This window comes from Bradyrhizobium sp. Ken64 (genome assembly GCF_055807555.1).
The window spans coordinates 179,183-202,579 of sequence record NZ_JBVVPA010000010.1; the positions used below are offsets into that span (position 1 = coordinate 179,183).

General features: G+C 64.9%; 17 protein-coding genes. 12 read left to right on the top strand and 5 right to left on the bottom strand.

All coding sequences use genetic code 11. From position 1 onward, the window contains the following. The first annotated feature begins 167 nt into the window (after positions 1-167). Together AC0L2F_RS18810 and glyS are read left to right on the top strand one after the other, a co-directional pair. Complete coding sequence (locus AC0L2F_RS18810; RefSeq protein WP_473249390.1) at positions 168-1,103, top strand: glycine--tRNA ligase subunit alpha; 936 nt, start codon at positions 168-170, stop codon at positions 1,101-1,103. After that, positions 1,103-3,202: a glycine--tRNA ligase subunit beta gene (gene glyS / locus AC0L2F_RS18815; protein WP_473249391.1), complete on the top strand. Its 2,100-nt coding sequence runs from the start codon at positions 1,103-1,105 to the stop codon at positions 3,200-3,202. The genes AC0L2F_RS18810 and glyS overlap by 1 nt, the downstream gene beginning before the upstream one ends. 250 nt (positions 3,203-3,452) lie before the next feature. Here the strand turns inward: glyS and AC0L2F_RS18820 are convergent, their stop codons facing one another. Then, a complete protein-coding gene (locus AC0L2F_RS18820) occupies positions 3,453-3,806 on the bottom strand; it encodes a DUF1236 domain-containing protein (RefSeq protein WP_007594952.1) in 354 nt (117 codons plus the stop codon). 222 nt (positions 3,807-4,028) lie between these two features. Here AC0L2F_RS18820 and AC0L2F_RS18825 point away from each other — a divergent pair, with 222 nt between their 5' ends. Continuing rightward, positions 4,029-4,184: a DUF3096 domain-containing protein gene (locus tag AC0L2F_RS18825; protein ID WP_007607177.1), complete on the top strand. Its 156-nt coding sequence runs from the start codon at positions 4,029-4,031 to the stop codon at positions 4,182-4,184. A 96-nt stretch (positions 4,185-4,280) separates the two neighbouring features. Beyond that, entirely contained in the window at positions 4,281-7,232 is a 2,952-nt protein-coding gene (gene ppdK / locus AC0L2F_RS18830) for a pyruvate, phosphate dikinase (RefSeq protein ID WP_473249392.1), read from the top strand. A gap of 58 nt (positions 7,233-7,290) precedes the next feature. Here the strand turns inward: ppdK and AC0L2F_RS18835 are convergent, their stop codons facing one another. Continuing rightward, positions 7,291-7,521 carry a hypothetical protein gene (locus AC0L2F_RS18835; RefSeq protein WP_084777344.1) on the bottom strand — a complete coding sequence of 77 codons (231 nt, stop codon included), beginning with the start codon at positions 7,519-7,521 and terminating at the stop codon, positions 7,291-7,293. Positions 7,522-7,734: 213 nt separating this feature from the next. Between AC0L2F_RS18835 and AC0L2F_RS18840 the strand changes: the two genes are divergently transcribed. After that, the gene (locus AC0L2F_RS18840) at positions 7,735-9,189 is read left to right on the top strand and encodes a cell wall hydrolase (protein ID WP_473249393.1); all 1,455 of its coding nucleotides are present in this window, start codon (positions 7,735-7,737) and stop codon (positions 9,187-9,189) included. A 3-nt stretch (positions 9,190-9,192) separates the two neighbouring features. On the opposite strand, the gene nadC is transcribed toward AC0L2F_RS18840, so the two are convergent. The 3 genes from nadC to nadA form a co-directional block, all read right to left on the bottom strand. Then, complete coding sequence (nadC, locus tag AC0L2F_RS18845) at positions 9,193-10,071, bottom strand: carboxylating nicotinate-nucleotide diphosphorylase (protein ID WP_473249394.1); 879 nt, start codon at positions 10,069-10,071, stop codon at positions 9,193-9,195. A gap of 11 nt (positions 10,072-10,082) precedes the next feature. Further along, the gene (locus AC0L2F_RS18850) at positions 10,083-11,687 is read right to left on the bottom strand and encodes an L-aspartate oxidase (RefSeq protein WP_473249395.1); all 1,605 of its coding nucleotides are present in this window, start codon (positions 11,685-11,687) and stop codon (positions 10,083-10,085) included. Between the two features lie 191 nt (positions 11,688-11,878). After that, entirely contained in the window at positions 11,879-12,985 is a 1,107-nt protein-coding gene (nadA, locus tag AC0L2F_RS18855) for a quinolinate synthase NadA (protein ID WP_473249396.1), read from the bottom strand. Between the two features lie 331 nt (positions 12,986-13,316). On the opposite strand from nadA, the gene AC0L2F_RS18860 reads away from it, so the two are divergent. From AC0L2F_RS18860 to AC0L2F_RS18890, 7 genes are all read left to right on the top strand, one after another. After that, the gene (locus tag AC0L2F_RS18860; protein ID WP_473249397.1) at positions 13,317-14,570 is read left to right on the top strand and encodes an MFS transporter; all 1,254 of its coding nucleotides are present in this window, start codon (positions 13,317-13,319) and stop codon (positions 14,568-14,570) included. A gap of 40 nt (positions 14,571-14,610) precedes the next feature. Continuing rightward, positions 14,611-15,597 (top strand): acrylyl-CoA reductase (NADPH), encoded by a 987-nt coding sequence (gene acuI / locus AC0L2F_RS18865; RefSeq protein WP_473249398.1) that lies wholly within the window; start codon positions 14,611-14,613, stop codon positions 15,595-15,597. A gap of 112 nt (positions 15,598-15,709) precedes the next feature. Beyond that, positions 15,710-16,309 carry a hypothetical protein gene (locus AC0L2F_RS18870; RefSeq protein WP_063993456.1) on the top strand — a complete coding sequence of 200 codons (600 nt, stop codon included), beginning with the start codon at positions 15,710-15,712 and terminating at the stop codon, positions 16,307-16,309. Between the two features lie 164 nt (positions 16,310-16,473). Further along, on the top strand, positions 16,474-16,725 hold the full coding sequence (locus tag AC0L2F_RS18875; RefSeq protein WP_007607190.1) for a DUF6894 family protein: 252 nt from the start codon (positions 16,474-16,476) through the stop codon (positions 16,723-16,725). 208 nt (positions 16,726-16,933) lie between these two features. Continuing rightward, positions 16,934-18,667: a methyl-accepting chemotaxis protein gene (locus tag AC0L2F_RS18880; protein ID WP_473249399.1), complete on the top strand. Its 1,734-nt coding sequence runs from the start codon at positions 16,934-16,936 to the stop codon at positions 18,665-18,667. 329 nt (positions 18,668-18,996) lie between these two features. After that, the gene (locus AC0L2F_RS18885) at positions 18,997-21,153 is read left to right on the top strand and encodes a methyl-accepting chemotaxis protein (RefSeq protein WP_473249400.1); all 2,157 of its coding nucleotides are present in this window, start codon (positions 18,997-18,999) and stop codon (positions 21,151-21,153) included. Between the two features lie 196 nt (positions 21,154-21,349). Beyond that, on the top strand, positions 21,350-23,320 hold the full coding sequence (locus AC0L2F_RS18890; protein WP_063993454.1) for a methyl-accepting chemotaxis protein: 1,971 nt from the start codon (positions 21,350-21,352) through the stop codon (positions 23,318-23,320). Positions 23,321-23,397 lie beyond the last annotated feature (77 nt).

Here is a 23,397-nt window from a genome sequence, read left to right on the forward strand (position 1 = left end):
AGCATCGAACTAGGGTGCGCAGTTGCGCACCTGAGAAGCTCGAGATTCCGGTTCGCCCTTCGGGCGCCCCGGAATGACGGCCATTCCACCCCCTTTGCCTTGATTCCCACCCCTGCCGTCGATACGGTCCCGCGCGATTCAACCCCCCGCGAGAGCCCGATCTGACGATGGACGCCTCCTTGCCCGCCCATATGCGCCCGGAACGCTCGTTCCAGGGCTTTATCCTCGCGCTCCAGCGGTTCTGGGCCGAGCAGGGCTGCGTGATCCTGCAGCCCTACGACATGGAGATGGGTGCGGGTACCTTCCATCCGGCGACCACGCTGCGCGCGCTCGGGCCAAAGCCCTGGAATGCGGCCTATGTGCAGCCCTCGCGGCGACCCAAGGATGGCCGCTACGGCGAGAATCCGAACCGGATGCAGCACTACTACCAGTTCCAGGTGATCATGAAGCCGTCGCCGCCGAACCTTCAGGAGCTGTACCTGAAGTCGCTTGCCGCGATCGGTATCGATTCCGCCGTGCACGACATTCGCTTCGTCGAGGACGATTGGGAGAGCCCGACGCTGGGCGCCTGGGGCCTCGGCTGGGAGTGCTGGTGCGACGGCATGGAAGTCAGCCAGTTCACCTATTTCCAGCAGGTCGCGGGTGTCGAATGCGCGCCGGTCGCGGGCGAGCTCACCTACGGGCTCGAGCGGCTCGCGATGTACGTGCAGGGCGTCGATCGCGTCTACGACCTCAACTTCAACGGCCGCGACGGTGACGCCAAGGTCAGCTATGGCGACGTCTTCCTGCAGGCCGAGCGGGAATATTCGAAGCACAATTTTGAGATCGCCGACACCGCGATGCTGTTCGAGCAATTCAAGATGGCTGAAAGCGCGTGCAGAAAGTACCTAGAAGCTGGCTGGAAGGACGGCAAGCGCGAGGCGCATCTGATGTCGCTGCCGGCCTATGACCAGTGCATCAAGGCGAGCCATGTCTTCAACCTGCTCGACGCGCGCGGCGTGATCTCGGTGACGGAGCGGCAGAGCTACATTCTTCGCGTGCGCGAACTGGCAAAGGCTTGCGGCGAGGCCTGGATCCATACTGAAGCGGGCGGAGCGGCCTGATGCCCGATCTTTTGCTTGAACTGTTCTCCGAAGAAATCCCCGCGCGCATGCAGGCCAAGGCGGCGGACGATTTGCGCCGCATGGTCACCGACAAGCTCGTCGCCGAAGGTCTCGTCTACGAAGGCGCCAAGGCGTTCGCGACGCCGCGCCGCCTTGCGCTGACCGTGCACGGCATCCCTGCGCGCCAGCCTGACCTGAAGACCGAACGCCGCGGACCGAAGATCGGCGCGGCCGATGCGGCCGTGCAGGGGTTTCTGAAGGCGACGGGTTTGACATCGCTGGACGAGGCCAAGATCCAGCGCGACCCGAAGGGCGACTTCTACATCGCGCTGATCGAGAAGCCCGGCCGCGACGCCATCGACGTGCTCGCGGAAATCCTCCCCGTGATCATCCGCACGTTCCCCTGGCCGAAATCGATGCGCTGGGGCGCGCGCTCCGGCAAGCCAGGCTCGCTGAGCTGGGTGCGTCCGCTGCACGCGATCACCGCGACGTTCGGACCCGAGACCGAAGAGCCCGATGTCGTCAAATTCTCGGTGGATGGCATCGAGACCGGCCAGACCACCTACGGCCATCGCTTCATGGCACCTAGCGCGATTTCCGTGCGTCGCTTCGAGGACTACGAAGCGAAACTGAAGGCCGCAAAAGTCATCCTCGATCCGCAGGCGCGCAAGGACATCATCTTTGCCGACGCCAAGGAGCTGACCTTCGCGCAAGGGTTCGAACTGGTCGAGGATCAGGTGCTGCTGGATGAGGTTTCGGGCCTGGTCGAATGGCCGGTCGTCATGATGGGATCGTTCGAAGCGGAATATCTCGCGATCCCCGACGAGGTGATCCGCGCCACGATCCGCAACAACCAGAAATGCTTCGTCGTCAAAGATCCCAAGACGGGCAAGCTGACCAACAAGTTCGTCCTCACCGCGAACATCGAGGCGCCCGACGGCGGCAAGACCATCGTCGCCGGCAACGAGCGCGTGATCCGTCCGCGCCTGTCCGACGCGAAGTTCTTCTATGAGACGGACCTGAAGACGAAGCTGGAAGACCGGCTGCCGAAATTCGAGCAGATCGTGTTTCACGAGAAGCTCGGCACCCAGGCTGAACGCATCAAGCGGATCGAACGCCTCGCTGCCGAGATCGCGCCTCTGGTCGGCGCCGATGTCGCCAAGGCGACGCGCGCCGCGCATCTGGCGAAGGCGGATTTGCTGACCGAAGTCGTCGGCGAGTTTCCCGAGGTGCAGGGCCTGATGGGCAAGTACTACGCGCTGGCCCAGGGCGAGGATGCCTCCGTGGCCGCCGCTTGCGAGGAGCACTACAAGCCGCAAGGGCCCGCGGATCGCGTGCCGACCGATCCGGTCAGCGTCGCGGTGGCGCTCGCCGACAAGCTCGACACGCTTATTGGCTTCTGGGCCATCGATGAGAAGCCGACCGGAAGCAAGGACCCATATGCACTGCGTCGTGCGGCGCTGGGCGTGATCAGGCTGATCACCGAGAACGGACTGCGTCTATCCCTCATGAAGGTGGCGGCGTCCGCGCTCGCCGGCTTGTCCTTGAAGCCTGCCGATGCGCAGAAGCTTCCGAGCGACCTGCTTGCCTTCTTCGCTGACCGTCTGAAAGTCCAGCTCCGCGAGCAGGGCGCTCGGCACGATCTCGTCGATGCCGTGTTCGCGCTCGGCGGCCAGGACGACCTTCTGATGATCGTCCGCCGCGTCGAGGCGCTCGGCAAATTCCTCGAGACCGACGACGGCAAGAATTTGCTCGCCGGCATCAAGCGCGCCAGCAACATCCTCGGCATCGAGGAGAAGAAGGACAAGCGCAGCTTCGACGGTGCGCCCGATGCTGCACTCTACGGCCTTGCCGAGGAAAAGGCGCTGGCCAAGGCGATTGGCGAAGTGCAGGCGGAAGCCAGCGCCGCCGTCGCCAAGGAAGACTTCGCGGCTGCGATGAGTGCGATGGCCAAGCTGCGCCCGCCGGTCGATGCGTTCTTCGAGAAAGTTCGCGTCAACGACGAGGATGCGAAGGTGCGCGAGAACCGGTTGAAGCTGCTCAACGAGATCCGCAGCGCCACGCGCGCGGTGGCGGATTTCTCGAAGATCCAGGATTGAGCGCGGTCTTGCGGCCGCCAACACTGTCATTCCGGGGCGCGCCACTTGGCGCGAGCCCGGAATCCATTTCTCCACATCACGCGCCGCATGATGGATTCCGGGCTCGCGCTTCGCGCGCCCCGGAATGACGAAAGCACAAAAAGCCCCGCCCGGCGGGGGGAGGACCGGGCGGGGCCTGATGTCCGACTCTATTGCTCGCGTCAGCCTGATTGATGTGACGCGCCGGACACCTAGTTGATTCCGGAAAACGCTAGTCCATCACCTCGACGATGCGCCGCGAGCGCGGCTCGACCAGCACGGTCTCGCCGTTCACGACGGTGTAGCGATAGGTGGTGGCGCCGAAACGTTGCGGCACGTCATAATAGGTGACGCCGCTTTCAGGTAAGGTGGCACCGACCACCACGCGATCCGGGATGCGGAAAGCCGGCACCCGTTGCTCGACGACATAGTCGCGGAAAGCCGGCCGCTGCTCGACCGCAATGGTCGGGCCGCTGTCGACGACGACGGGCGCGCGTCCCACGGTGACGCTGCTTTGCGCCTGCGCCGCAAGGGGCGAGCCGATCGCGGCCGCGAGCGCTGCAAGAGCAAGAATCCTGTTCCGCATGGGCAACTCCTTCGAGAAGGTTTTCGGGAAGCGCCAATGGCGCGACCGGTTGCCAATGCATGCGTCTTCGCGATGTTCCGGAAAATGCCCGCCGCATTCGCGGCATTTTCGGGCAGTTTTCGCGAAGCCGGGAACTCGCGTGCGCCCAGTGCGTCTCTACCCGCGGAACCCAGTCCGCTATGATCCCGCCGCGATTCGCCCCACCCCACGGAAAGAAAATTCATGCACATCACCGTCGCCCACATCTCGCCGATCCTGTCTCTGCTGGCGGGTGTGCTCATCCTGATCATGCCGCGCCTCCTTAACCTGATCGTCGCGATTTTTCTCATCGTAAATGGTGCGATCGGGCTCGGATTGTTGAAGTGGCTCCATCTCTAGGCCTTCATTCTACGGAACTCTTCGACTTGCGCGGACCTGCCCAAAGTGGTGTAAGGCCCGCAATTACCCATTCCTCTCGCAGGTTGTGTGCAAGCTATGGCCAAAGCCGCCTCGAAAACTCCAGCGAAAATGCCAGCGAAATCAAAGTCCTCCGCCAAGGCGAAAGCCGCGCCGGCGGCCCGCAAGGCACTTGCCAAGCGCGCCCCGAAGCCGGTGGCCAAGGGCGCTGCCAAGGCTGCTGCCAAGCCGGCTGTGAAGCCTGCCGCCAAGGCTGTCTCCAAGGCTGTTGCAAAGGTACCGACGAAGCCGGTTGCGCCGAAAGTCGCCGTGAAGCCGGCACCGAGCAAGGCGGCGCCTGTTGCGGCCAAGGCCGGCAAGTGGGTGTTCACGTTCGGCGACGGTAAGGCCGAGGGCAAAGCGGAGATGCGCGATTTGCTCGGCGGCAAGGGCGCCAACCTCGCCGAGATGGCCAATCTCGGCCTGCCGGTGCCTCCGGGCTTCACCATTCCGACCTCGGTCTGCACCTACTTCTACGCGCACGACAAGTCCTACCCGAAGGAATTGAAGTCGCAGGTTGAGAAGGCGCTCGACCATGTCGGCAAGTTGACCGGCAAGATCTTCGGCGATTCCAGGAACCCGCTGCTCGTGTCCGTGCGTTCCGGCGGCCGCGCCTCGATGCCGGGCATGATGGACACGGTGCTCAATCTCGGCCTCAACGACGAGACCGTGGAAGCGCTGTCGGAACTGTCGGGCGATCGCCGATTCGCCTATGACAGCTATCGCCGCTTCATCACCATGTATTCGGACGTGGTGCTCGGCTTCGAGCATCATCATTTCGAGGAGATCCTCGACACCTTCAAGGACAGCCAGGGCTACACGCTCGACACGGATCTCACCGCCGACGACTGGGTCGATCTGGTCGGCAAGTACAAGGACGCGGTCGCGCGCGAAACCGGCAAGGATTTTCCGCAGGATCCGCACGACCAGCTCTGGGGCGCGATTGGCGCGGTGTTTTCATCCTGGATGAACGCCCGCGCGGTGACCTACCGCAGGCTGCACGACATCCCGGAATCCTGGGGCACCGCGGTCAATGTGCAAGCCATGGTGTTCGGCAACATGGGCGAGACCTCGGCGACCGGCGTTGCCTTCACGCGCAATCCCTCGACCGGCGAGAGCAAGCTCTACGGCGAGTTCCTGATCAACGCGCAAGGCGAGGACGTGGTGGCGGGCATCCGCACCCCGCAGGACATCACCGAGGAAGCACGCAAGGACTCGGGCTCCGACAAGGCGTCGATGGAATCGGCGATGCCGGAGGCCTTCAAGGAGCTGACGCGGATCTACACGCTGCTCGAGAAGCACTATCGCGACATGCAGGACATGGAGTTCACGGTCGAGCAGGGCAAGCTCTGGATGCTGCAGACCCGCGGCGGCAAGCGCACGGCCAAGGCGGCGCTGCGCATCGCGGTCGAGCTCGCCAATGAAGGCCTGATCACCAAGAAGGAAGCGGTTACGCGGATCGACCCCGCCTCGCTCGACCAGCTGCTGCATCCGACCATCGATCCCAACGCCAAGCGCGACGTGATCGCAACCGGCCTGCCGGCCTCGCCGGGTGCGGCCTCCGGCGAGATCGTGTTCTCCTCGGACGAGGCGGCCAAGCTTCAGGCCGACGGACGCAAAGTGATTCTGGTCCGGATCGAGACCAGCCCCGAAGACATCCACGGCATGCACGCCGCCGAAGGCATCCTGACCACCCGCGGCGGCATGACCTCGCATGCTGCGGTGGTCGCGCGCGGCATGGGCAAGCCCTGCGTCTCCGGTTGCGGCACCATCCGGGTCGATTACGGCCGCGGCACCATGAGCATCGGCTCGCGCACCTTCAAGACCGGCGACGTCATCACCATCGACGGCTCGCTCGGCCAGGTGCTCGCCGGCCGCATGCCGATGATCGAGCCCGAGCTGTCCGGCGAGTTCGGCACGCTGATGAAATGGGCCGACCAGGTCCGCAAGATCGGCGTGCGCGTCAACGCGGACACGCCGGAGGACGCGCACACCGCGATCAAGTTCGGCGCGGAAGGCATCGGCCTCTGCCGTACCGAGCACATGTTCTTCGAGGAGACGCGCATCCGGACGGTTCGCGAGATGATCCTCTCCGAGGACGAGCAGTCGCGCCGCGCCGCGCTGGCAAAGCTGCTGCCGATGCAGCGCGCCGATTTCGTCGAGCTGTTCGAGATCATGAAGGGCCTGCCCGTCACGATCCGCTTGCTTGATCCGCCGCTGCACGAGTTCCTGCCGCACACCCATGCCGAGGTCGAGGAAGTGGCGCGCGCCATGAACACCGACCCGCGGCGCCTGGCCGACCGCGCGCGCGAGCTGTCGGAGTTCAATCCGATGCTCGGCTTCCGCGGCTGCCGTATCGCGATCGCCTACCCCGAGATCGCCGAGATGCAGGCGCGCGCGATCTTCGAAGCGGCGGTCGAGGCCGAGAAGCGTACCGGCAAGGCCGTCGGCCTCGAGGTGATGGTGCCGCTGATCGCCACCAAGATGGAGCTCGACCTCGTCAAGGCGCGCATCGACTCCACCGCGAAGGCGGTGATGCGCGACACCAACACCAAGCTGACCTATCAGGTCGGCACCATGATCGAGCTGCCGCGCGCCTGCCTGCTCGCGGCCGAGATCGCGGAGAGCGCCGAGTTCTTCTCGTTCGGCACCAACGACCTCACGCAGACGACGTACGGCATCAGCCGTGACGATGCCGCGAGCTTCCTCGGCACCTACGTGTCCAAGGGCATCCTGCCGATCGATCCCTTCGTCGCGCTCGACCAGGAAGGCGTCGGCGAGCTCGTCAAGATCGGCGTCGCACGCGGTCGTAAGACGCGCGCCTCGCTCAAGGTCGGCATCTGCGGCGAGCACGGCGGCGATCCCGCCTCCGTCGCCTTCTGCCACGCGATCGGCCTCGACTACGTCTCCTGCTCGCCCTACCGCGTCCCGATCGCCCGCCTCGCCGCCGCGCAAGCCGCGCTCGGCAAGGCGATCGCGAGCCAGGCATAAGCGGAGCGGCGAGTTGAAATGTTGAGAGCGAGAGAGGCGGGGCAAAACCTCGCCTCTCTCATTTGAGGCTCGACGGCTGCCACATCGTATTTGCGATCACCACACACTCGCTGTCATCGCCCGGCTCGACCGGGCGATCCAGTACGCCGAGACGTGAGTGCTTGAACGCAGAAGCCGCGGCGTACTGGATGCCCCGCCTTCGCGGGGCAGAACAGCGGGTGTTGATGTAGCGATGGAACCGAACCGCGCGTCCCGCAATGACACGTGCGCGCAAGAGTTCCTTCACCATTCGCGTTGACCAGATATTTACCGCGTCCCGTCAGCGGACATTTACCACGCATGCAATCACCCCCGTGAAAACACCTGCGATTGCTTGCGTGTGCCGCATGCGCCACGCCGATTAACGCCCCGGCAACCTAAATTAGATACTCACGAGAAAGATCGAATTGCACGGATGTACTGCGGCTCGATTTTCTAGCGTAAGCGTAGCGTGAGCGTATCGATGTTTTTGTTGCGTACCCATCCGAAGGGCGCGCGGTTCGCGTCCTTCGGCATCGGTCTCTGCATCTTCGCATTGATGCCGAGAGAGACCGGCTATCAGGACATTGCCTCGCTGCTGGCGCGCCAACCCGGCGTCGCGGAGCGTTGGCAGAAGCAGGTGTTCTCTGCTGCGTCCTCCATACAGCTCGCCACCTACAGTTTTTCCCGGCCGATCGGCACTTCGGTTCCGCAGAGCGCGATGGTTCGCCTCGCGAGCCTCGACGGTCGCGACGTCACCGGCGCGATCAGCCGCAATCCGGCGCTGCAGGCGCCGCCGCGCTACCAGGCCGCCGATTTTCCCAAGGTCGATCGCTCCATGAAAGGTGATCGGCTCGCAACGATCACACCGACGCAGGCCCCCGGAGCCGGCGCGCCGACGGCAGCGCCCGCGCAGGAAGATCCCGCGACGTCGAACAGCTCGGTGTTCGGCGCCAAGACCGTCGCGTTGCCACAGGCGATGTCGCCGGAGTCCGCGGCCGCGCTCGATCCCGAACTTGCGGAAGCGCTGCGCGCGCCGCCGCTGCCGCAATACACCAGTGCGCCACAACCCAGCGACGCTGCGCGCTCGCTCGCGCTCCAGCCGCTCGAAGCCCTGAAGCAGGCCACCATTCCGGCTGCACCGCCACGCGATCCATTCCGCGTCAAAACCTCGAACCTGTTCTTCGGCAGCTCCTCGCTCGGAGGCAACGTCGAGACCATCGAGAGCTGGCAGCCCGGTGCGGAGCCGCTGATCGTGATGCCCGACCCCGACATGAAGGTGACGGCCTCGCTGTCGCCGCCGACGGAGGATATCGCGAAGGATGTCGAAAGCGGCGAGAGCGTCGCGCCGAAGGGTGAGGTCAACGTCGACAACCAGCGCGCCAGGTCGCCGGCGGAGCGGCTCGCGCTCGACCACAAGTCGCGCGCGAAGTCCGAAAAATGCCTCGCCGAGGCCGTGTATTTCGAATCCCGCGGCGAGGCCGTGCGCGGCCAGATGGCGGTTGCGCAGGTGGTGATGAACCGCGTGTTCTCCGGCAAATATCCGGATACCGTGTGCGGCGCCGTCTATCAGAACAAGCACCGCCATCTCGCCTGCCAGTTCACCTTCGCCTGCGACAACAATGCCGACGTGATCCGCGAGCCCGAGATGTGGGACCGTGCGAAAAAGATCTCGAAGGCCATGCTCGACGGCCAGATCTGGCTACCCGAGGTCGGCAAGTCCACGCACTACCACGCCTATTGGGTGCGCCCGTCCTGGGTCGCCGAGATGAAGAAGATGTACAAGACCGGCGTCCACACCTTCTATCGCCCACGCGCCTGGGGCGACGGCAGCGAGGAACCGAGTTGGGGGACGCCAGCGCAGACCGCTGCGCTATCCGCCGAGCTCATCCAGGAAGCCAAGAGCTCCGCCGAGATGGGCGCAACCGAGCGGCGGTAGCCCTCACGCCTCGATATCCAGCGCGCAGTCGAAATTCGGCGCCGAATGCGTCAGCGCGCCGGACGAGGCGTAGTCGACGCCGGTCGCCGCGATCGCTGCGATCGAGTCCAGGGTGACGCCGCCGGATGCCTCCAGTTCGAGGCGTCCCTCGTTGAGCCTGACCGCTTCGCGCAACGTCGCAATGTCCATGTTGTCGAGCAGCACGGCGTCGGCAAGGCCGGTGTCGAGCACCTCGCGCAACTGTGGAAGCGTGTCGACCTCGATCTCGATCTTGACGAGATGGCCGGCATGGGCGCGGGCGCGCTCCAGCACCGGGCGGATGCCGCCGGCAACCGCGATGTGGTTGTCCTTGATCAGGATCGCGTCGTCGAGCCCGAAGCGGTGATTGAAGCCGCCGCCGCAACGTACGGCGTATTTCTCCAAGGCGCGCAGCCCAGGCGTGGTCTTTCGCGTGCAGCAGATCCGCATCCGGGTGCCCTCGGCGCGCGCAACGTAGTTCGCCGTGAGCGTCGCGACGCCCGACAGGCGGCCGACGAAATTCAGCGCGGTCCGCTCCGCCGTGAGGATGGCGCGTGCCGGCCCCGAGATCGTCAGCACCTGCTGTCCGCGGGCGACGCGCGCGGCGTCGCGAACATGTGCGCGTATTTCGATGTCGGGCGAGAGTTTTTGCAAGGTGGCGAGCGCCAGCGGCAAGCCGGCGATCACGCCGGATTGCCGTGCGACCAGGATCGCTTGCGCCTTCGTTGCCTCGGGGATCGTCGCGAGCGAGGTGATGTCGCCGGCGCGGCCGAGATCCTCATCGAGCGCGCGGTGCACGGCCTCGTCGATCGCGAGGGGAGAGAGGAAGGCGCCGGGATAGAGGAGGGAGGTCGGGGTGATCATGGAAGTCTCCGTCAGGCGATCAGGGGTTGCGCGGTGCGCGGTGTTGGGCGTTCGCTCAGGCTGTCCGCGATCTCGCGTGCCGCCGTGAGCGTAGTCATGGTGCGTTGCGCGAGTGCGGGAACGTCCGCGGCATGGTCGGTGCGGAAATGCGCCCCGCGGCTCTCGCACCGGCTCCAGGCCGACGCCGCCACGAGCAGGGCTGCCGTTGCCGTGTTGCGGACCGCGATGCTCGTGGCCTCGCGCTCGAGCGCGGCGAAGCTGCGAACCGCGTCCGCAAGCCCGTCACCGTTGCGGATCACGCCGACATGGGTGCTCATCAGCATCCGCAGCCGCTTCACGGCCGCATCATCCGGCGCGCCGTCCCGCGGCGTCGGCACGTCCGCAAGGCGGACGGGCGAGGGAATGGTGCGGCCGGCGATGTCGTCGGCGATGCGCGCGGCGTAGACCACGGCCTCCAGCAGCGAATTCGAAGCAAGCCGGTTCGCGCCGTGCGCGCCGGTGGACGACACTTCGCCGCCGGCCCAGAGCCCGTCGATCGAGCTGCGGCCGCGATCGTCCACCGCGATGCCGCCCATGTGATAGTGCGCCGCCGGTGCGATCGGGATGGCCTGCGTGGCGGGGTCGATGCCGGCGGCGATGCAGCTTGCATGAACGGTCGGGAATTTGTCGGCAAAACGTCCGCCCAGCGCCTGCCGCGCATCGAGGAAGGCGCCGCGTCCGGCCGAGATCTCCGCGAACACGCCGCGCGCCACGATGTCGCGCGGTGCGAGCTCGGCGAGCGGATGGCGCGCCGCCATGAAACGTTCGCCACGGCCGTTGATCAGCGTCGCGCCTTCGCCGCGTAGCGCTTCCGTGGCGAGCGGCGCGGGATCGCGGCCGACCATGATGGCGGTCGGGTGAAACTGCACGAACTCGGGATCCGCGATGACCGCGCCTGCGCGTGCGGCGATCGCGAGGCCGGATCCGCTCGCCTCGCGCGGATTGGTGGTGACGGCATAGAGATGGCCGATGCCACCCGTGGCCAGCACCACCGTCCGCGCGGCGAGCAGGATCGGCCGTGCGGCGAAATTGTCGGCTTCGCGCAACTGAAGGCCGGTGACGGCGCCGTCGTCGGTCAGCAGTGCTTCGGCGACGAAACCTTCGATCAGTCGAATTGACGGTGTGCGCCGCACGGCATCGCTCAGGGCCGCGATGATGGCGGCCCCTGCGCCATCGCCGCGCACATGCACGATGCGCCGCGCCGAGTGTGCGGCTTCGCGCCCGACTGCGAGCCTGCCTCCGAGATCGCGGTCGAACGGCACGCCATAGGCGAGCAGGTCGTGAATCCGCGGCGCGGCCTCGCGCGCGATCCCGAGTGCGACAGCTTCGTCGACGATGCCGCCGCCAACGGCAACCGTGTCCGCGGCGTGCGCTTCCGGCGTATCGCCTTCAGCCATTGCCGCGGCGATGCCGCCTTGCGCCCATGCGGACGACGCGCCCTGTCCGAGCGGCGCGGCCGAGATCAATGTCACGGGCCGCGGCGCGAGCTTGAGCGCGCAGAACAATCCGGCAAGGCCGCCACCGACGATGACGACGTCGTCGGAGCGGGGGAGGGTGTGGATGGTATTTGTTGTCATAGCTTTCTCCAGGCTCTCAACTGTCGTCCCGGCGAAGGCCGGGACCCATAACCCCGACTGCGGGTTGTTGCGGCAAGCTGGAGCTGCCAGCCTGCCAATACCCACGCCCTGTGGTTATGGGTCCCGGATCTTCGCTCCGCTTCGCTTCGCTTGTCCGGGACGACGATTGTGTTTGTGGTTGGGAGTTGCCTTCAATTCTTCAAATTGATCATCCGCTCGACCGAGCGCCTTGCGCGGTCCGCGAGCGTGGGATCGATCGTCACCTCTTCACGAAGCGTCAGCAGGCTCTCCAGAATGTTGGCGAGCGTGATGCGCTTCATGTGCGGGCAGATGTTGCAGGGGCGCAGCATCTCCACATCGGGCAGCTCGGCGCGGACATTGTCGGCCATCGAGCATTCCGTGATCATCACCAGCCGCCGCGGCCGCCGCTCGCGCACCCAGTTGATCATGTGCGCGGTCGAGCCCGTGAAGTCGGCCTCGGCCAGCACGTCCGGTGGGCATTCGGGATGGGCGATGATCTGTACGGAGGGATCGGCCTCGCGGTAGCTGCGCAGCTCGGCGCCGGTGAAGCGCTCGTGCACCTCGCAGGCGCCCTTCCAGGCAATGATCTTCACGTCGGTCTTCGAGGCCACGTAAGTGGCGAGATAGCGGTCGGGCAGGAAGATCACGCTTGGTGCGCCGAGGCTTTCGACCACCTGGGCCGCGTTCGACGAGGTGCAGCAGATATCGACCTCGGCCTTCACCTCCGCGGAGGTGTTGACATAGGCAACGACAGGCACGCCGGGAAATTTTTCGCGGAGCAGGCGGACGTCCGCGCCGGTGATGCTGGCGGCGAGCGAGCAGCCGGCACGCGTATCAGGAATCAGCACCGTCTTGTCCGGATTGAGCAGTTTCGACGTCTCCGCCATGAAGTGCACGCCGCACTGGACGATAATGCCGGCCTTCACCCTGGTGGCTTCGACCGCGAGCTGGAGCGAATCACCGCCGATGTCGGCGACGCAGTGGAAGATCTCCGGCGCCTGGTAATTGTGCGCGAGGATCACCGCGCCCCGGGCCTGCTTCAGTTCGTTGATCGCCTTGATCGTCGGGGCCATCAGCGGCCATTCGATCGGCGGGATGACGTGTTTCACGCGCTCGTAGAGCGGTGCGGTGGCTCGCTCGACCTCCGGAGTCCATTCCAGCGAAGGCATCGGCAGCGAAGGTCCGGTTCGCGCCTGCCCGGGCCGTGCCGGCGTGATGACGTGGCCCTGCGGCCGGTTGGCAAAGTCGTCGGGGCCGTAAATTCCAGTTAGCGGCATCCAAGCCTCCCGTGCATGTCATTTATACTCATTCTGAGCATATACAGAGCCTGAGAAATCCGGCCGACAGGCCGGAAATCATTTTAATATGCTCGATATGAGCAAATAGAAGATAACACGCCGTGTTGGGAGCCGCTAGGTCTCGCCGCACACATTTCCGTCAAGTCGGTCCCCTCGGCGCGTCGGCTGAGGCCGCGAGGAAATGCAATGCTCCCGCGCCAGCTCTTCACGGAATGCATTCGTTTTTGACTTGGGGGTTTCATGCAGATGCATTAAACGAGCTGGCTCGCGGCTGCCATTTGCTAATCCGCGACGATGCACGAGGAACAGCATGTCGACACAGATGGGCGAGCTCGGTTCGGTCTCCCGTTCCTCCTCCTGGCGCACGCCGGCGATCATCATTCTCTGCGGCTGCGCGATCGGGATGCTCGGCTTCGGCCCGCGCTCGGCGCTGGGCTTCTTCGTGCAGCCGATGAGCCATGAATATGCCTGGGGCCGCGATGTGTTCGGCCTCGCGATCGCGTTTCAGAATTTGCTGTGGGGATTGGGCCAACCCGTCGCCGGCGCGGTCGCCGATCGCTTCGGCCTGTTCCGGGTGATGTGCGTCGGCGCTCTGCTCTATGCCGGCGGCCTGCTCCTGATGCGCTATTCCTCGACGCCGCTGTCGCTGAACATCGGCGCCGGCGTCATGGTAGGCTTCGGTCTCGCCGGCTGCTCGTTCAATCTGGTGCTGTCGGCATTTACCAAGCTCTTGCCGGCCGAGAAGCGCGGCCTGGCTCTCGGCGCCGGTACTGCGGCGGGATCGTTCGGGCAATTCCTGTTCGCGCCGATCGGCGTGGCCCTGATCGACAATTTTGGTTGGCAGCAGGCGCTCACCGTGTTCGGCTTCCTGATGCTGCTGATCATCCCGTTGTCGCTGGCGCTCTCGACGCCGCCGGTCGCAAGCACGGCAAACGCGGCGCCTGCGGACCAGCAGACCTTCACCAAAGCGCTCGCGGAAGCCTTCGGCCATCGCTCTTATGTGCTGCTGGTGCTCGGCTTCTTTACCTGCGGCTTCCAGCTTGCCTTCATCACGGTGCATCTGCCGGCCTTCCTGGTCGATAGCGGCATCTCCACGCAAATCGGCGGCTGGGTGATCGCGGCGATCGGCCTGTTCAACATCATGGGATCGCTGAGCGTCGGATATCTCCAGAACAGCATGCCCAAGCGCTACATCCTTTCGATCATCTATTTCACCCGCGCGCTTGCGACGCTTGCCTTCATCTCGTTCCCGATCACGCCGTTCTCGGCGATTGCGTTTGGCGCGGTCTCCGGCCTGACCTGGCTGTCGACCGTGCCGCCGACCTCGGCGCTGGTCGCCATCATGTTCGGCACGCGCTGGTTCGCCACCCTCTATGGCTTCGCCTTCGTCAGCCATCAGGTCGGCGGCTTCCTCGGCGTCTGGCTCGGCGGCATCGTGTTCGAGCGGTTCGGTTCCTACACGCCGATCTGGTGGCTCTCGATCCTGTTCGGCGTGCTCTCGGCGCTGATCAATCTTCCGATCGTGGAGAAACCGGTCCAGCGGGCGGTTGCGCAGCCGGCCTGATCGGCTAAACATCCCCTGAAACAAGTCAGGGAGTTTTGCTGTGGCCAATTTCAAGGCGATCCGGATCGACAAGGCGGACAAGGGCACCACCGCGCAGCTCACGCAGTTCGACGAAGCCGAGCTGATGGAGGGCGACGTCACCGTCCGCGTGGAATGGTCGACGTTGAACTACAAGGACGGCCTTGCGCTCACCGGCAAGGCGCCGGTGGTGCGCCGCTTCCCGATGATTGCCGGCATCGATTTCGCCGGTACGGTCGAGCAGTCCTCGCATCCGCAATGGAAGGCGGGCGACAAGGTCGTCTGCACCGGCTGGGGCATGGGCGAAACCCATCTCGGCGCCTATGCCGAGAAGGCGCGGGTGAAAGGCGACTGGCTGGTCGCTCTTCCACAGGGCCTGTCGGCGCGCGACGCCATGGCGATCGGCACCGCCGGCTTCACTGCGATGCTGTCCGTGCTGGCGCTGGAGAAGCACGGACTGTCGCCAAACAGCGGTCCGGTCGTGGTGACGGGCGCGGCGGGCGGCGTCGGCTCGGTTGCGACCGCCGTGCTCTCGAAGCTCGGATATCACGTCATCGCGTCCACGGGCCGTGCGTCCGAAGCGGACTATCTGAAAGAGATCGGCGCGACTGAGGTGATCGACCGCAACGAATTGTCGGCGGCCGCCAAGCCCATTGCCAAGGAGCGCTGGGCGGGTGGTGTCGATAGCGTCGGCTCGACCACGCTCGCAAACCTGCTGTCGATGACGAAGTATGGCGGCGCGATCGCCGCCTGCGGCTTGGCCGGCGGCATGGACCTGCCGTCTTCCGTCGCACCTTTCATTTTGCGCGGGGTGTGCCTTCTCGGCATCGATTCCGTGATGTGCCCGATCGAGCTGCGGAAAGCCGCCTGGCAACGCCTGGCGTCCGATCTGGATCGGACGAAACTAGCTGAAATTACTCACGAAATTCCGCTTTCCGACGTGCCGGAATGGGGCGCGAAAATCCTGGCCGGCCAGGTACGCGGTCGCACCGTGGTAAAAATTGTCTAACAGCGTTCAGACTTTACCAACCATGCTGCTTCAATGTCGCCATGGTTAGTATGGTAAGCAGCGGGTAAAGAGATAAGGCATAGCCCGCTGCGGGGTTGGTTCGGAGTTGAGCATGCTTGCGCGTATTGTGTTGGGGGCGGTCACGGCGGTAGCGACGATTGCGCCGGCCATTGCTGGAAGCATGAACGCCGATGAGGCGCGCCGCTTCGTCGCCGGGAAGGTGTTTGCTTTCACCTGCTTTGACGGCACCCGCGGCGCGGGCCGCATCATGGACGACCTCGGCGCCGCCGGCGCCGTGCAGTTCTCGGGTGCAGGTCCGGTGAAACATCTCCGCCTGCCCGGCAACACGCTTCAGATCCGCGGCCAGAACGTCTGCGCCTCGATCAAGGGTATTCCGTTCGAGCCCTGTTTCAACCTTGAAAAGACCGACGATCGCAGTTTCCGCGGCTCGGTGTCCGGGATGGGTTTCGCCTATTGCGACTTCCATCACCAGGGCGGCAACCAGATGCTGATGGCGCGGGCCGTCGCGCGGCCGCGCTCGCTGCGCACCTCGGAACACACGGGTTCGGTCGGCGCGACCAACACCGAAGTCGCCGCGCGTGTCGAGACCCCGCGCGTCGAGAGCAGCCGGCTCGAGCCGGTAAAGCCGCAAGCCAAATCGGAGCCCGCAAGGGACGACGCCCCGCTGGAGCTGCGCCGCTCGACCCAGTGAGTTGGCTGCGCGTGACACTCCGCGCACTTTGTCGTTGAGAGTTGCCATCAAACACGAAGCCGCCGCGCCGTAGTCATACGGACGGCGGCTTTCATGCGTTGGTAGCTGTTCGCGTCTCAGTTTGCGTACGGCCGGGGGGCGCGGCCCGATCAAAGGGTTCAACGATGTCGCTGTACTTCTTCCGTATCAGCACCGGCCGCTATTCCGGTGCTGCCGACCAGCCATATGAGTTCGAGGATCGCGCTGCGGCTTGGGCCGAGATGACCGAAGTCTGTGCCAATTTGCTCGGCGGCATCTCGCGCAGCCTGAAGCAGAACGCGGAATGGCGCATGGAGCTGCTAGACGAGAACAAGGAGCCGGTGTTCCGGATCAGCCTGATCGGCGAGAGCCAGAAGGCCCTTGGTCGCACTGGCTAGAAATCGAGCACCCTACCGCCGCGTGTGGTTAACCTGTTAAGCGCGCGGACCGTGCCGTTTTTCAAGGGATTTCTAGCGAGTCCGGTATTTGTCCGGGGGCGGTCGTTAACCGGATAACCACACCTGAAGCTCAGTTTTTAGGCAAGGGCGATCAACGCCGAGGGCGGCCGACAATGACTTGGCCGCGTAATCCCCGGGAAACGCGCCCATGTCGAAACTCATCCAGAATCTGCAAATCGGTACCAAGCTCGCGCTCGCTTCGGCGTTCGGCGTTATTCTGGTCGGCGCGATGATCGCGAGCCAGGTCATCGGCAACAACACCGTGCGTCATTCCAACCAAGCAGCGATTGCGCAGCAGGAATTGGTCCGCGAGGCCACCGAAGCCAAGCTTGGGATACGCGGCATGCAGCTCGCTGTTCGAGACATGCGTCTCGCCAACAATCAGGGCGACTTGCAAAAGGCGAGCGAGCTTCTGCTGGAGCGGTCGAAAGCGCTGAACGGCGTCGTCGATTCCATGCTTAGGTTGACGCACTCCGCGGAAAATCGCGCGCGGATGGAGAAGCTCAAGTCTACGTCCGCCGATTACCTCAAGGGTGCGCAGCAGAACGCCTCCGTTCGCAGCGAGGCCATGGCCGTGGCGGCCACGGACCCCGCCCGCGCCGCCAAGATTTCCGAGGAAGGCGCGCGCCATGTCCGTGAGGTGACGCTGCCGCTCGCTACGCAACTGGATAATTTGACCAGCGAGATTGCCGATTTCGCCAAGCATAAAAGCGAGGAAGAAATCGCTGCAGCGCAACAGGAGATGGCCACGAGCGAGCGTCTCGGCATGGTGGTCGGCGCGTGCGCCGTGCTCGTCCTCATCGGTTCGTGGCTGATGTCCTTCCTGACCATCGCGCGGCCGATCCGCGCGCTCACGGTTGCCATGGACAAGCTCGCTGCTGGTGACTTCTCTGTCGTCCTGCCGGGTCTCGGCCGCAAGGACGAGGTTGGCGGCGTCGCCGCGGCTGTCGAGAAATTCAAGATCGTGTCGGAGCAGAAGGCGCGCGAGGAAGCGGAAGCCAAGATGCGGCAGGACCAGATGGCGGCCGAGCAGCGCAAGGCCGATATGCGCAGGCTTGCCGACAGTTTCGAAGGCGCCGTCGGCGAGATCGTCGATACCGTCTCCTCGGCCGCGACGGAGCTCGAGGCTTCGGCCTCGACGCTGACCTCGACGGCGGAGCGGGCACAGGAACTGACGATAGTGGTGGCTGCGGCCTCCGAGGAGGCGTCGACCAACGTGCAGTCGGTTGCCTCTGCGACCGAAGAGCTGTCGTCCTCGATCAAAGAGATCAGCCGCCAAGTGCAGGAATCGGCGCGGGTCGCGAGCGAGGCGGTTACCCAGGCCCGCACCACGACCGACCGGGTCGGCGAATTGTCCAAGGCGGCGGCTCGCATTGGCGACGTGGTCGAGCTGATCAACACCATCGCCGGCCAGACCAACCTGCTGGCGCTCAATGCCACCATCGAGGCAGCGCGCGCCGGGGAGGCCGGTCGCGGCTTTGCCGTGGTGGCTTCCGAAGTGAAGGCGCTCGCGGAGCAGACCGCGAAGGCGACCGGCGAGATCGGTCAGCAGATTTCCGGCATTCAGGCGGCAACGCAGGACTCGGTCAGCGCGATCAGCGCCATCAGCAACACCATTGAAAAGCTGTCCGAGATATCGTCCACGATCGCCGCGGCCGTCGAGGAGCAGGGCGCGGCGACGCAGGAGATTTCCCGCAACGTGCAGCAGGCGGCGGAAGGCACCCATCAGGTCTCGTCCAACATCACCGACGTGCAGCGCGGCGCGGGCGAAACCGGCTCGGCATCGTCGCAGGTGCTGGCAGCGGCACAGTCGCTGTCGAGCGACAGCAACCGCCTCAAACTCGAGGTCGGGAAATTCCTCGACACCGTGCGCGCCGCCTAAGAACCTCGTTCCAGACAGTTCGGGAAGACGCCTGCCTCCTCAGGCGGGGCGTTTTTGCATCTTGATCGTCGCCGCGAACGTCTCGCGCATGATTTCGACGAACGTCGGCTGCAAAAACCAACAGCGGCGACCTCAAGCTGAAATTTACAACTTGCTCGCGAAATTACCTCTTCCATTTCAACTATTTGGGCTGAAATCTCAGTATTTCTCCGAACCCTCCCGTTAACCAGAACGCGAAACTCGAGGACTAGATTCTCCGGCAAGGGCGATCAACGTCCATGCAGCCGGCAAGGACTTGGCTGCGTGTTTCCTTTGGGGGGAAACGTAGCATGTTGAGCCCTGCTCATCATCAGCAGGCCCGAACTCGGGCCGCCGGCGCGTGGAGTCGGCTCGGACATGTCCGGATCGGCACGATCTTGCCGATCATCATCTCTGCCCTGGTCTTGCTGGGGTTGGCCTCGGCCGGATTCATCGCCTATGAGGCCGTCCTCAAGCGGCGAGAGTCCGAGGCTTTCCTGAAGGTCAATGCAGTTGCCCAACTGCTGCTGCGCAGCGCAGGACATTGGGCGATTGAACGCGGGCTGACCAACGCCGTGCTGAAGTCTCCTGATGTCGTCAGCGCCGAGCGCCGCGCCGAAATCGCAAAGGCGCGCGCGACGGCCGACGAGGCCTTTCGCCAAGCCATCCTCGATATCAGCGCGATTCCCGAAATGACGGCGGGGCAAAGACAGATTGCGGACGCCGCGGCGAAATTCGAGGCGCTGCGTCTCTTGCGTGAGAAGGCCGATGCGGGAATGTCGCGCCCGCGCGTCCAACGCGAGCCTGACCTCGTAGATGGCTTCGTGCCAACAATTACGGAGGTGATCGACGTCGCGAGCAACCGCTTGCGGCTGACGCTCGAAACGCTCACCAGCCCGCCCGTGGCAAGGCTGGCGCAGCTCATCGGCTTGCGACATCTGACAGCTCAGATGGCCGAGAACGCCGGAAGGGAGCGGGCCCTGCTGGCCGGTGTCGTCGGTGCGCGCGCGAAGCTCGGGACGGAGGGCTATGAGCGCCTTTCGGCGCTGCGGGCCAAGGTCGAACTCGCATGGGACACGGTATTGCCGGTGCGGCTGCGCTCGGACCTCGCCCTGCAGATCGGCGAGGCGATGACGGAGGTCGAGAAATCCTATTTTGGCGCCTACGGTGAAACGCGGGCGCTTGTGCTCGCCGGTGGCGAAGCCGGGGACTACAAGATCACGGGACCCGAGTACTTCACGCGGGCCACTGCCGGCATCACTGCGGTGCTGAAGCTCGGTGAAGCCATTGGCGCGGCCGCTGACCGCGAAGCCACGATGCAGGCAGACGTCAGCACCCGTAATTTCGCTTTCACGGTCGTGTTGCTCTGCGCCTCGGTGATGCTCGCTGGCCTCAGTTTCTGGATCACCTTCGGCCGGATTCTCAACCCGCTTTCAGCCATTTCGGTTGCGATGGGTGGGCTCGCCAAGGGCGACTTCACGACGGTCGTGCCAGGCACCCGCCGAGGTGACGAGGTCGGCGAGATGGCGCGGACCGTTGAAGTCTTCAAGCAAAACGGCCTCGAAGTCGAACGCATGCGCGGCGATCACGCTGCGGCCGAGAAGCGGGCAGCCGAGCAGCGCAAGCTGGAGATGCGGAAGCTGGCCGACGGCTTCGAAGCCGCGATCGGGGAGATCGTCGATACCGTGTCCTCGGCAGCGACCGAGCTCGAAGCCTCGGCGTCGACGCTCACATCGACCGCGGAGCGTGGGCAGCAGCTCACGACCATGGTTGCTGCAGCCTCCGAGGAGGCGTCCACCAACGTGCAGGCGGTGGCGTCGGCGACCGAGGAGCTGTCGTCCTCTATCACCGAGATCAGCAGGCAGGTGCAGGAATCGGCCCGCGTGGCCAACGAAGCTGTCGGCCAGGCGCGTGTCACCACCGAGCGTGTCAGCGAATTGTCCAGGGCGGCGACGCGGATCGGCGACGTGGTCGAGCTGATCAACACCATCGCAGGTCAGACCAATCTCCTGGCGCTCAACGCGACCATCGAGGCCGCGCGCGCCGGCGAAGCCGGTCGCGGCTTTGCGGTCGTCGCCGCCGAGGTCAAGGCACTCGCCGAACAGACCGCGAAGGCCACCGGCGAGATCGGGCAGCAGATCGCCAGCATCCAGACCGCGACCGAGCATTCGGTCGGCGCAATCAAGGACATCAGCGGCACTATCGAGAAGCTCTCGGAGATTTCCTCCACCATCGCGGCTGCCGTGGAAGAGCAGGGTGCGGCGACACAGGAAATCTCCCGCAACGTGCAGCAGGCGGCGGAAGGCACCCACCAGGTCTCGGCCAACATCACCGATGTGCAGCGCGGGGCGGGCGAGACCGGCTCGGCGTCATCGCAGGTGCTGGCGGCGGCCCAGTCGCTGTCGGGTGACAGCAACCGCCTCAAGCTCGAGGTCGGCAATTTCCTCGACACCGTGCGCGCGGCGTGACGGGCGCATGTCCTGAGAGAGCTGCAACCGCCGCGCGTAGAAGCGGGGCGTTTGCGCGCGTGCATATTGCGACGCCGCGAGGAAGATCGCGCAGGGTTAACCTTCCGGAAAACCGATGCAGTCATGATCTCCGCAATATTCCGGGTGCCGAGTCGCCCTCCTTGTATTGCGTATCCATCGTATTGGAGCACCTTCCATGAGTGGCCCTTCCATTCGCCTCACCCATAAGGTCATGGCGATCGGACTGTTCGGATTGTTGGGTCTCGTGGCCTTTGGCGCGATCTATGAGATCGGCAGTCTCTCCCAGGATACCTCCCGCAACGTTGCCAACCGCGCTCGTGCGATTGCCGACCTCGACAAGCAGCTCTCGATCGAGATGCTGGAGGCGCGCCGCAACGAGAAGAACTTCCAGCAGCGCCGCAAGGAGAGCTACGCCAAGGCACATGCGGAGTTGATCGGGCCGATCAACCGCGATTTCGAGGAGGTCGAGCGGCTGATGGCGGCCGGCGGCATGAGCGCGCTGTCCGACCGGATGAAGCAGGCCCAGGACGACTTCAAGCGATACGCCTCGGACTTCGGCAAATTGGTGGCCGCGGAGACCCGGCTCGGCCTGAACGAGACGCTGGGCCTGTCCGGCTCGCTCCGCGCCGCGGTGCACGACATCGAGGCCAAGCTCAAGGAGATCGACGATCCCAGGTCCACGAGCTGGATGCTGATGATGCGCCGGCACGAGAAGGACTTCATGCTGCGGCGCGACCAAAAATACACCGTCGAGATGAAGAAGGCCGCAGCCGAATTCTCCAAGGCGATCGAGGTCGTCGCAGTCCCTACGGCCGTGATGAATGACATCACAGCCAAGCTGCAGAAATACCAGTCCGAGTTCGCGGCCTGGGTGGAGACCGCGCAGCAAACTGCTGCCCTCGACGCCAGCATGATGAAAACCTTCCGTGGGTTAGAACCAGGCATGATCGAGGTGCGCAACACAGTCGAAGACCTCTACAGGAAGGCCGAAACTGCAGAGGCTGCGACCCGCGATTCCGTGCGTCTGTGGATGGCCGTCGCCTTCGGCGTCACGGTCGTCGTGCTCGCCGCAATCGGCTTCCTTCTGGGGCGTTCGATCTCGAAGGCGCTTGCCGGCATGGTCGGGGCGATGACGCGGCTTGCGCGCGGCGAGCTCTCGATTTCCGTTCCCGGCATCGGGCGCAGGGACGAGATCGGCGAGATGGCCGGTGCCGTCGAGGTGTTCAGGACCAATATGGCAGAGGCCGAGCGGCTGCGCACCGAGCAGATCGAAGCCGATGCGCGCGGGCGCCAGCAGCGCAAGGCCGACATGCATCGGCTCGCCGATAATTTCGAAGGCGCGGTCGGCGAGATCATCGATACTGTTTCGTCGGCTGCAACCGAGCTCGAGGCGTCCTCGAACACGCTGACGCAGGCCGCCGAGCGCGGCAACGGGCTTGCCACCGTCGTGGCAGCCGCCTCCGAAGAGGCCTCCGCGAACGTGCAGTCGGTGTCTTCCGCGAGCGAGGAAATGACCTCCTCGATCTCCGAGATCAGCCGTCAGGTGCAGGAATCGGCGCGTGTTGCCGATGTCGCGGTCGAGCAGGCCCAGCGCACCAATGCGCGCGTCGCCGAGCTGACCAAGGCCGCCTCCCGCATTGGCGATGTGGTCGAGCTGATCAACACCATCGCCAGCCAGACCAATTTGCTGGCGCTCAACGCCACGATCGAGGCGGCACGGGCGGGCGAGGCCGGCAAGGGTTTTGCCGTGGTCGCGACCGAAGTGAAGGCGCTCGCCGAGCAGACTGCGAAAGCCACCGGCGAGATCAGCCAGCACATCGGTGCGATCCAGACCGCAACGCAAGACTCGGTTGGGGCGATCAAGGAGATCGGCGACACCATCGCGCGGATGTCGGAGATCTCGTCGACCATCGCCGCCGCGGTCGAGGAGCAGGGCGCTGCCACACAGGAGATCTCCCGCAACATCCAGCACGCCGCGAATGGCACCTCGGAAGTCTCGGCGAATATCGGCCACGTCCAGCGCGGCGCAGGCGAAACGGGGGCTGCCTCGGCGCAGGTGCATTCGGCAGCGCAATCGCTGTCGCAGGAGAGCAACCGGCTGAAGAGCGAGGTCGCGCGCTTCCTGGAATCGGTACGGGCGGCGTGACAGCCGCCGCGTCGGTCGCATGCTGCGGCGCAAGCGGGCAGGCTGCGCGTGGCAGCATGAGGTGGCTGTGAGCTGCA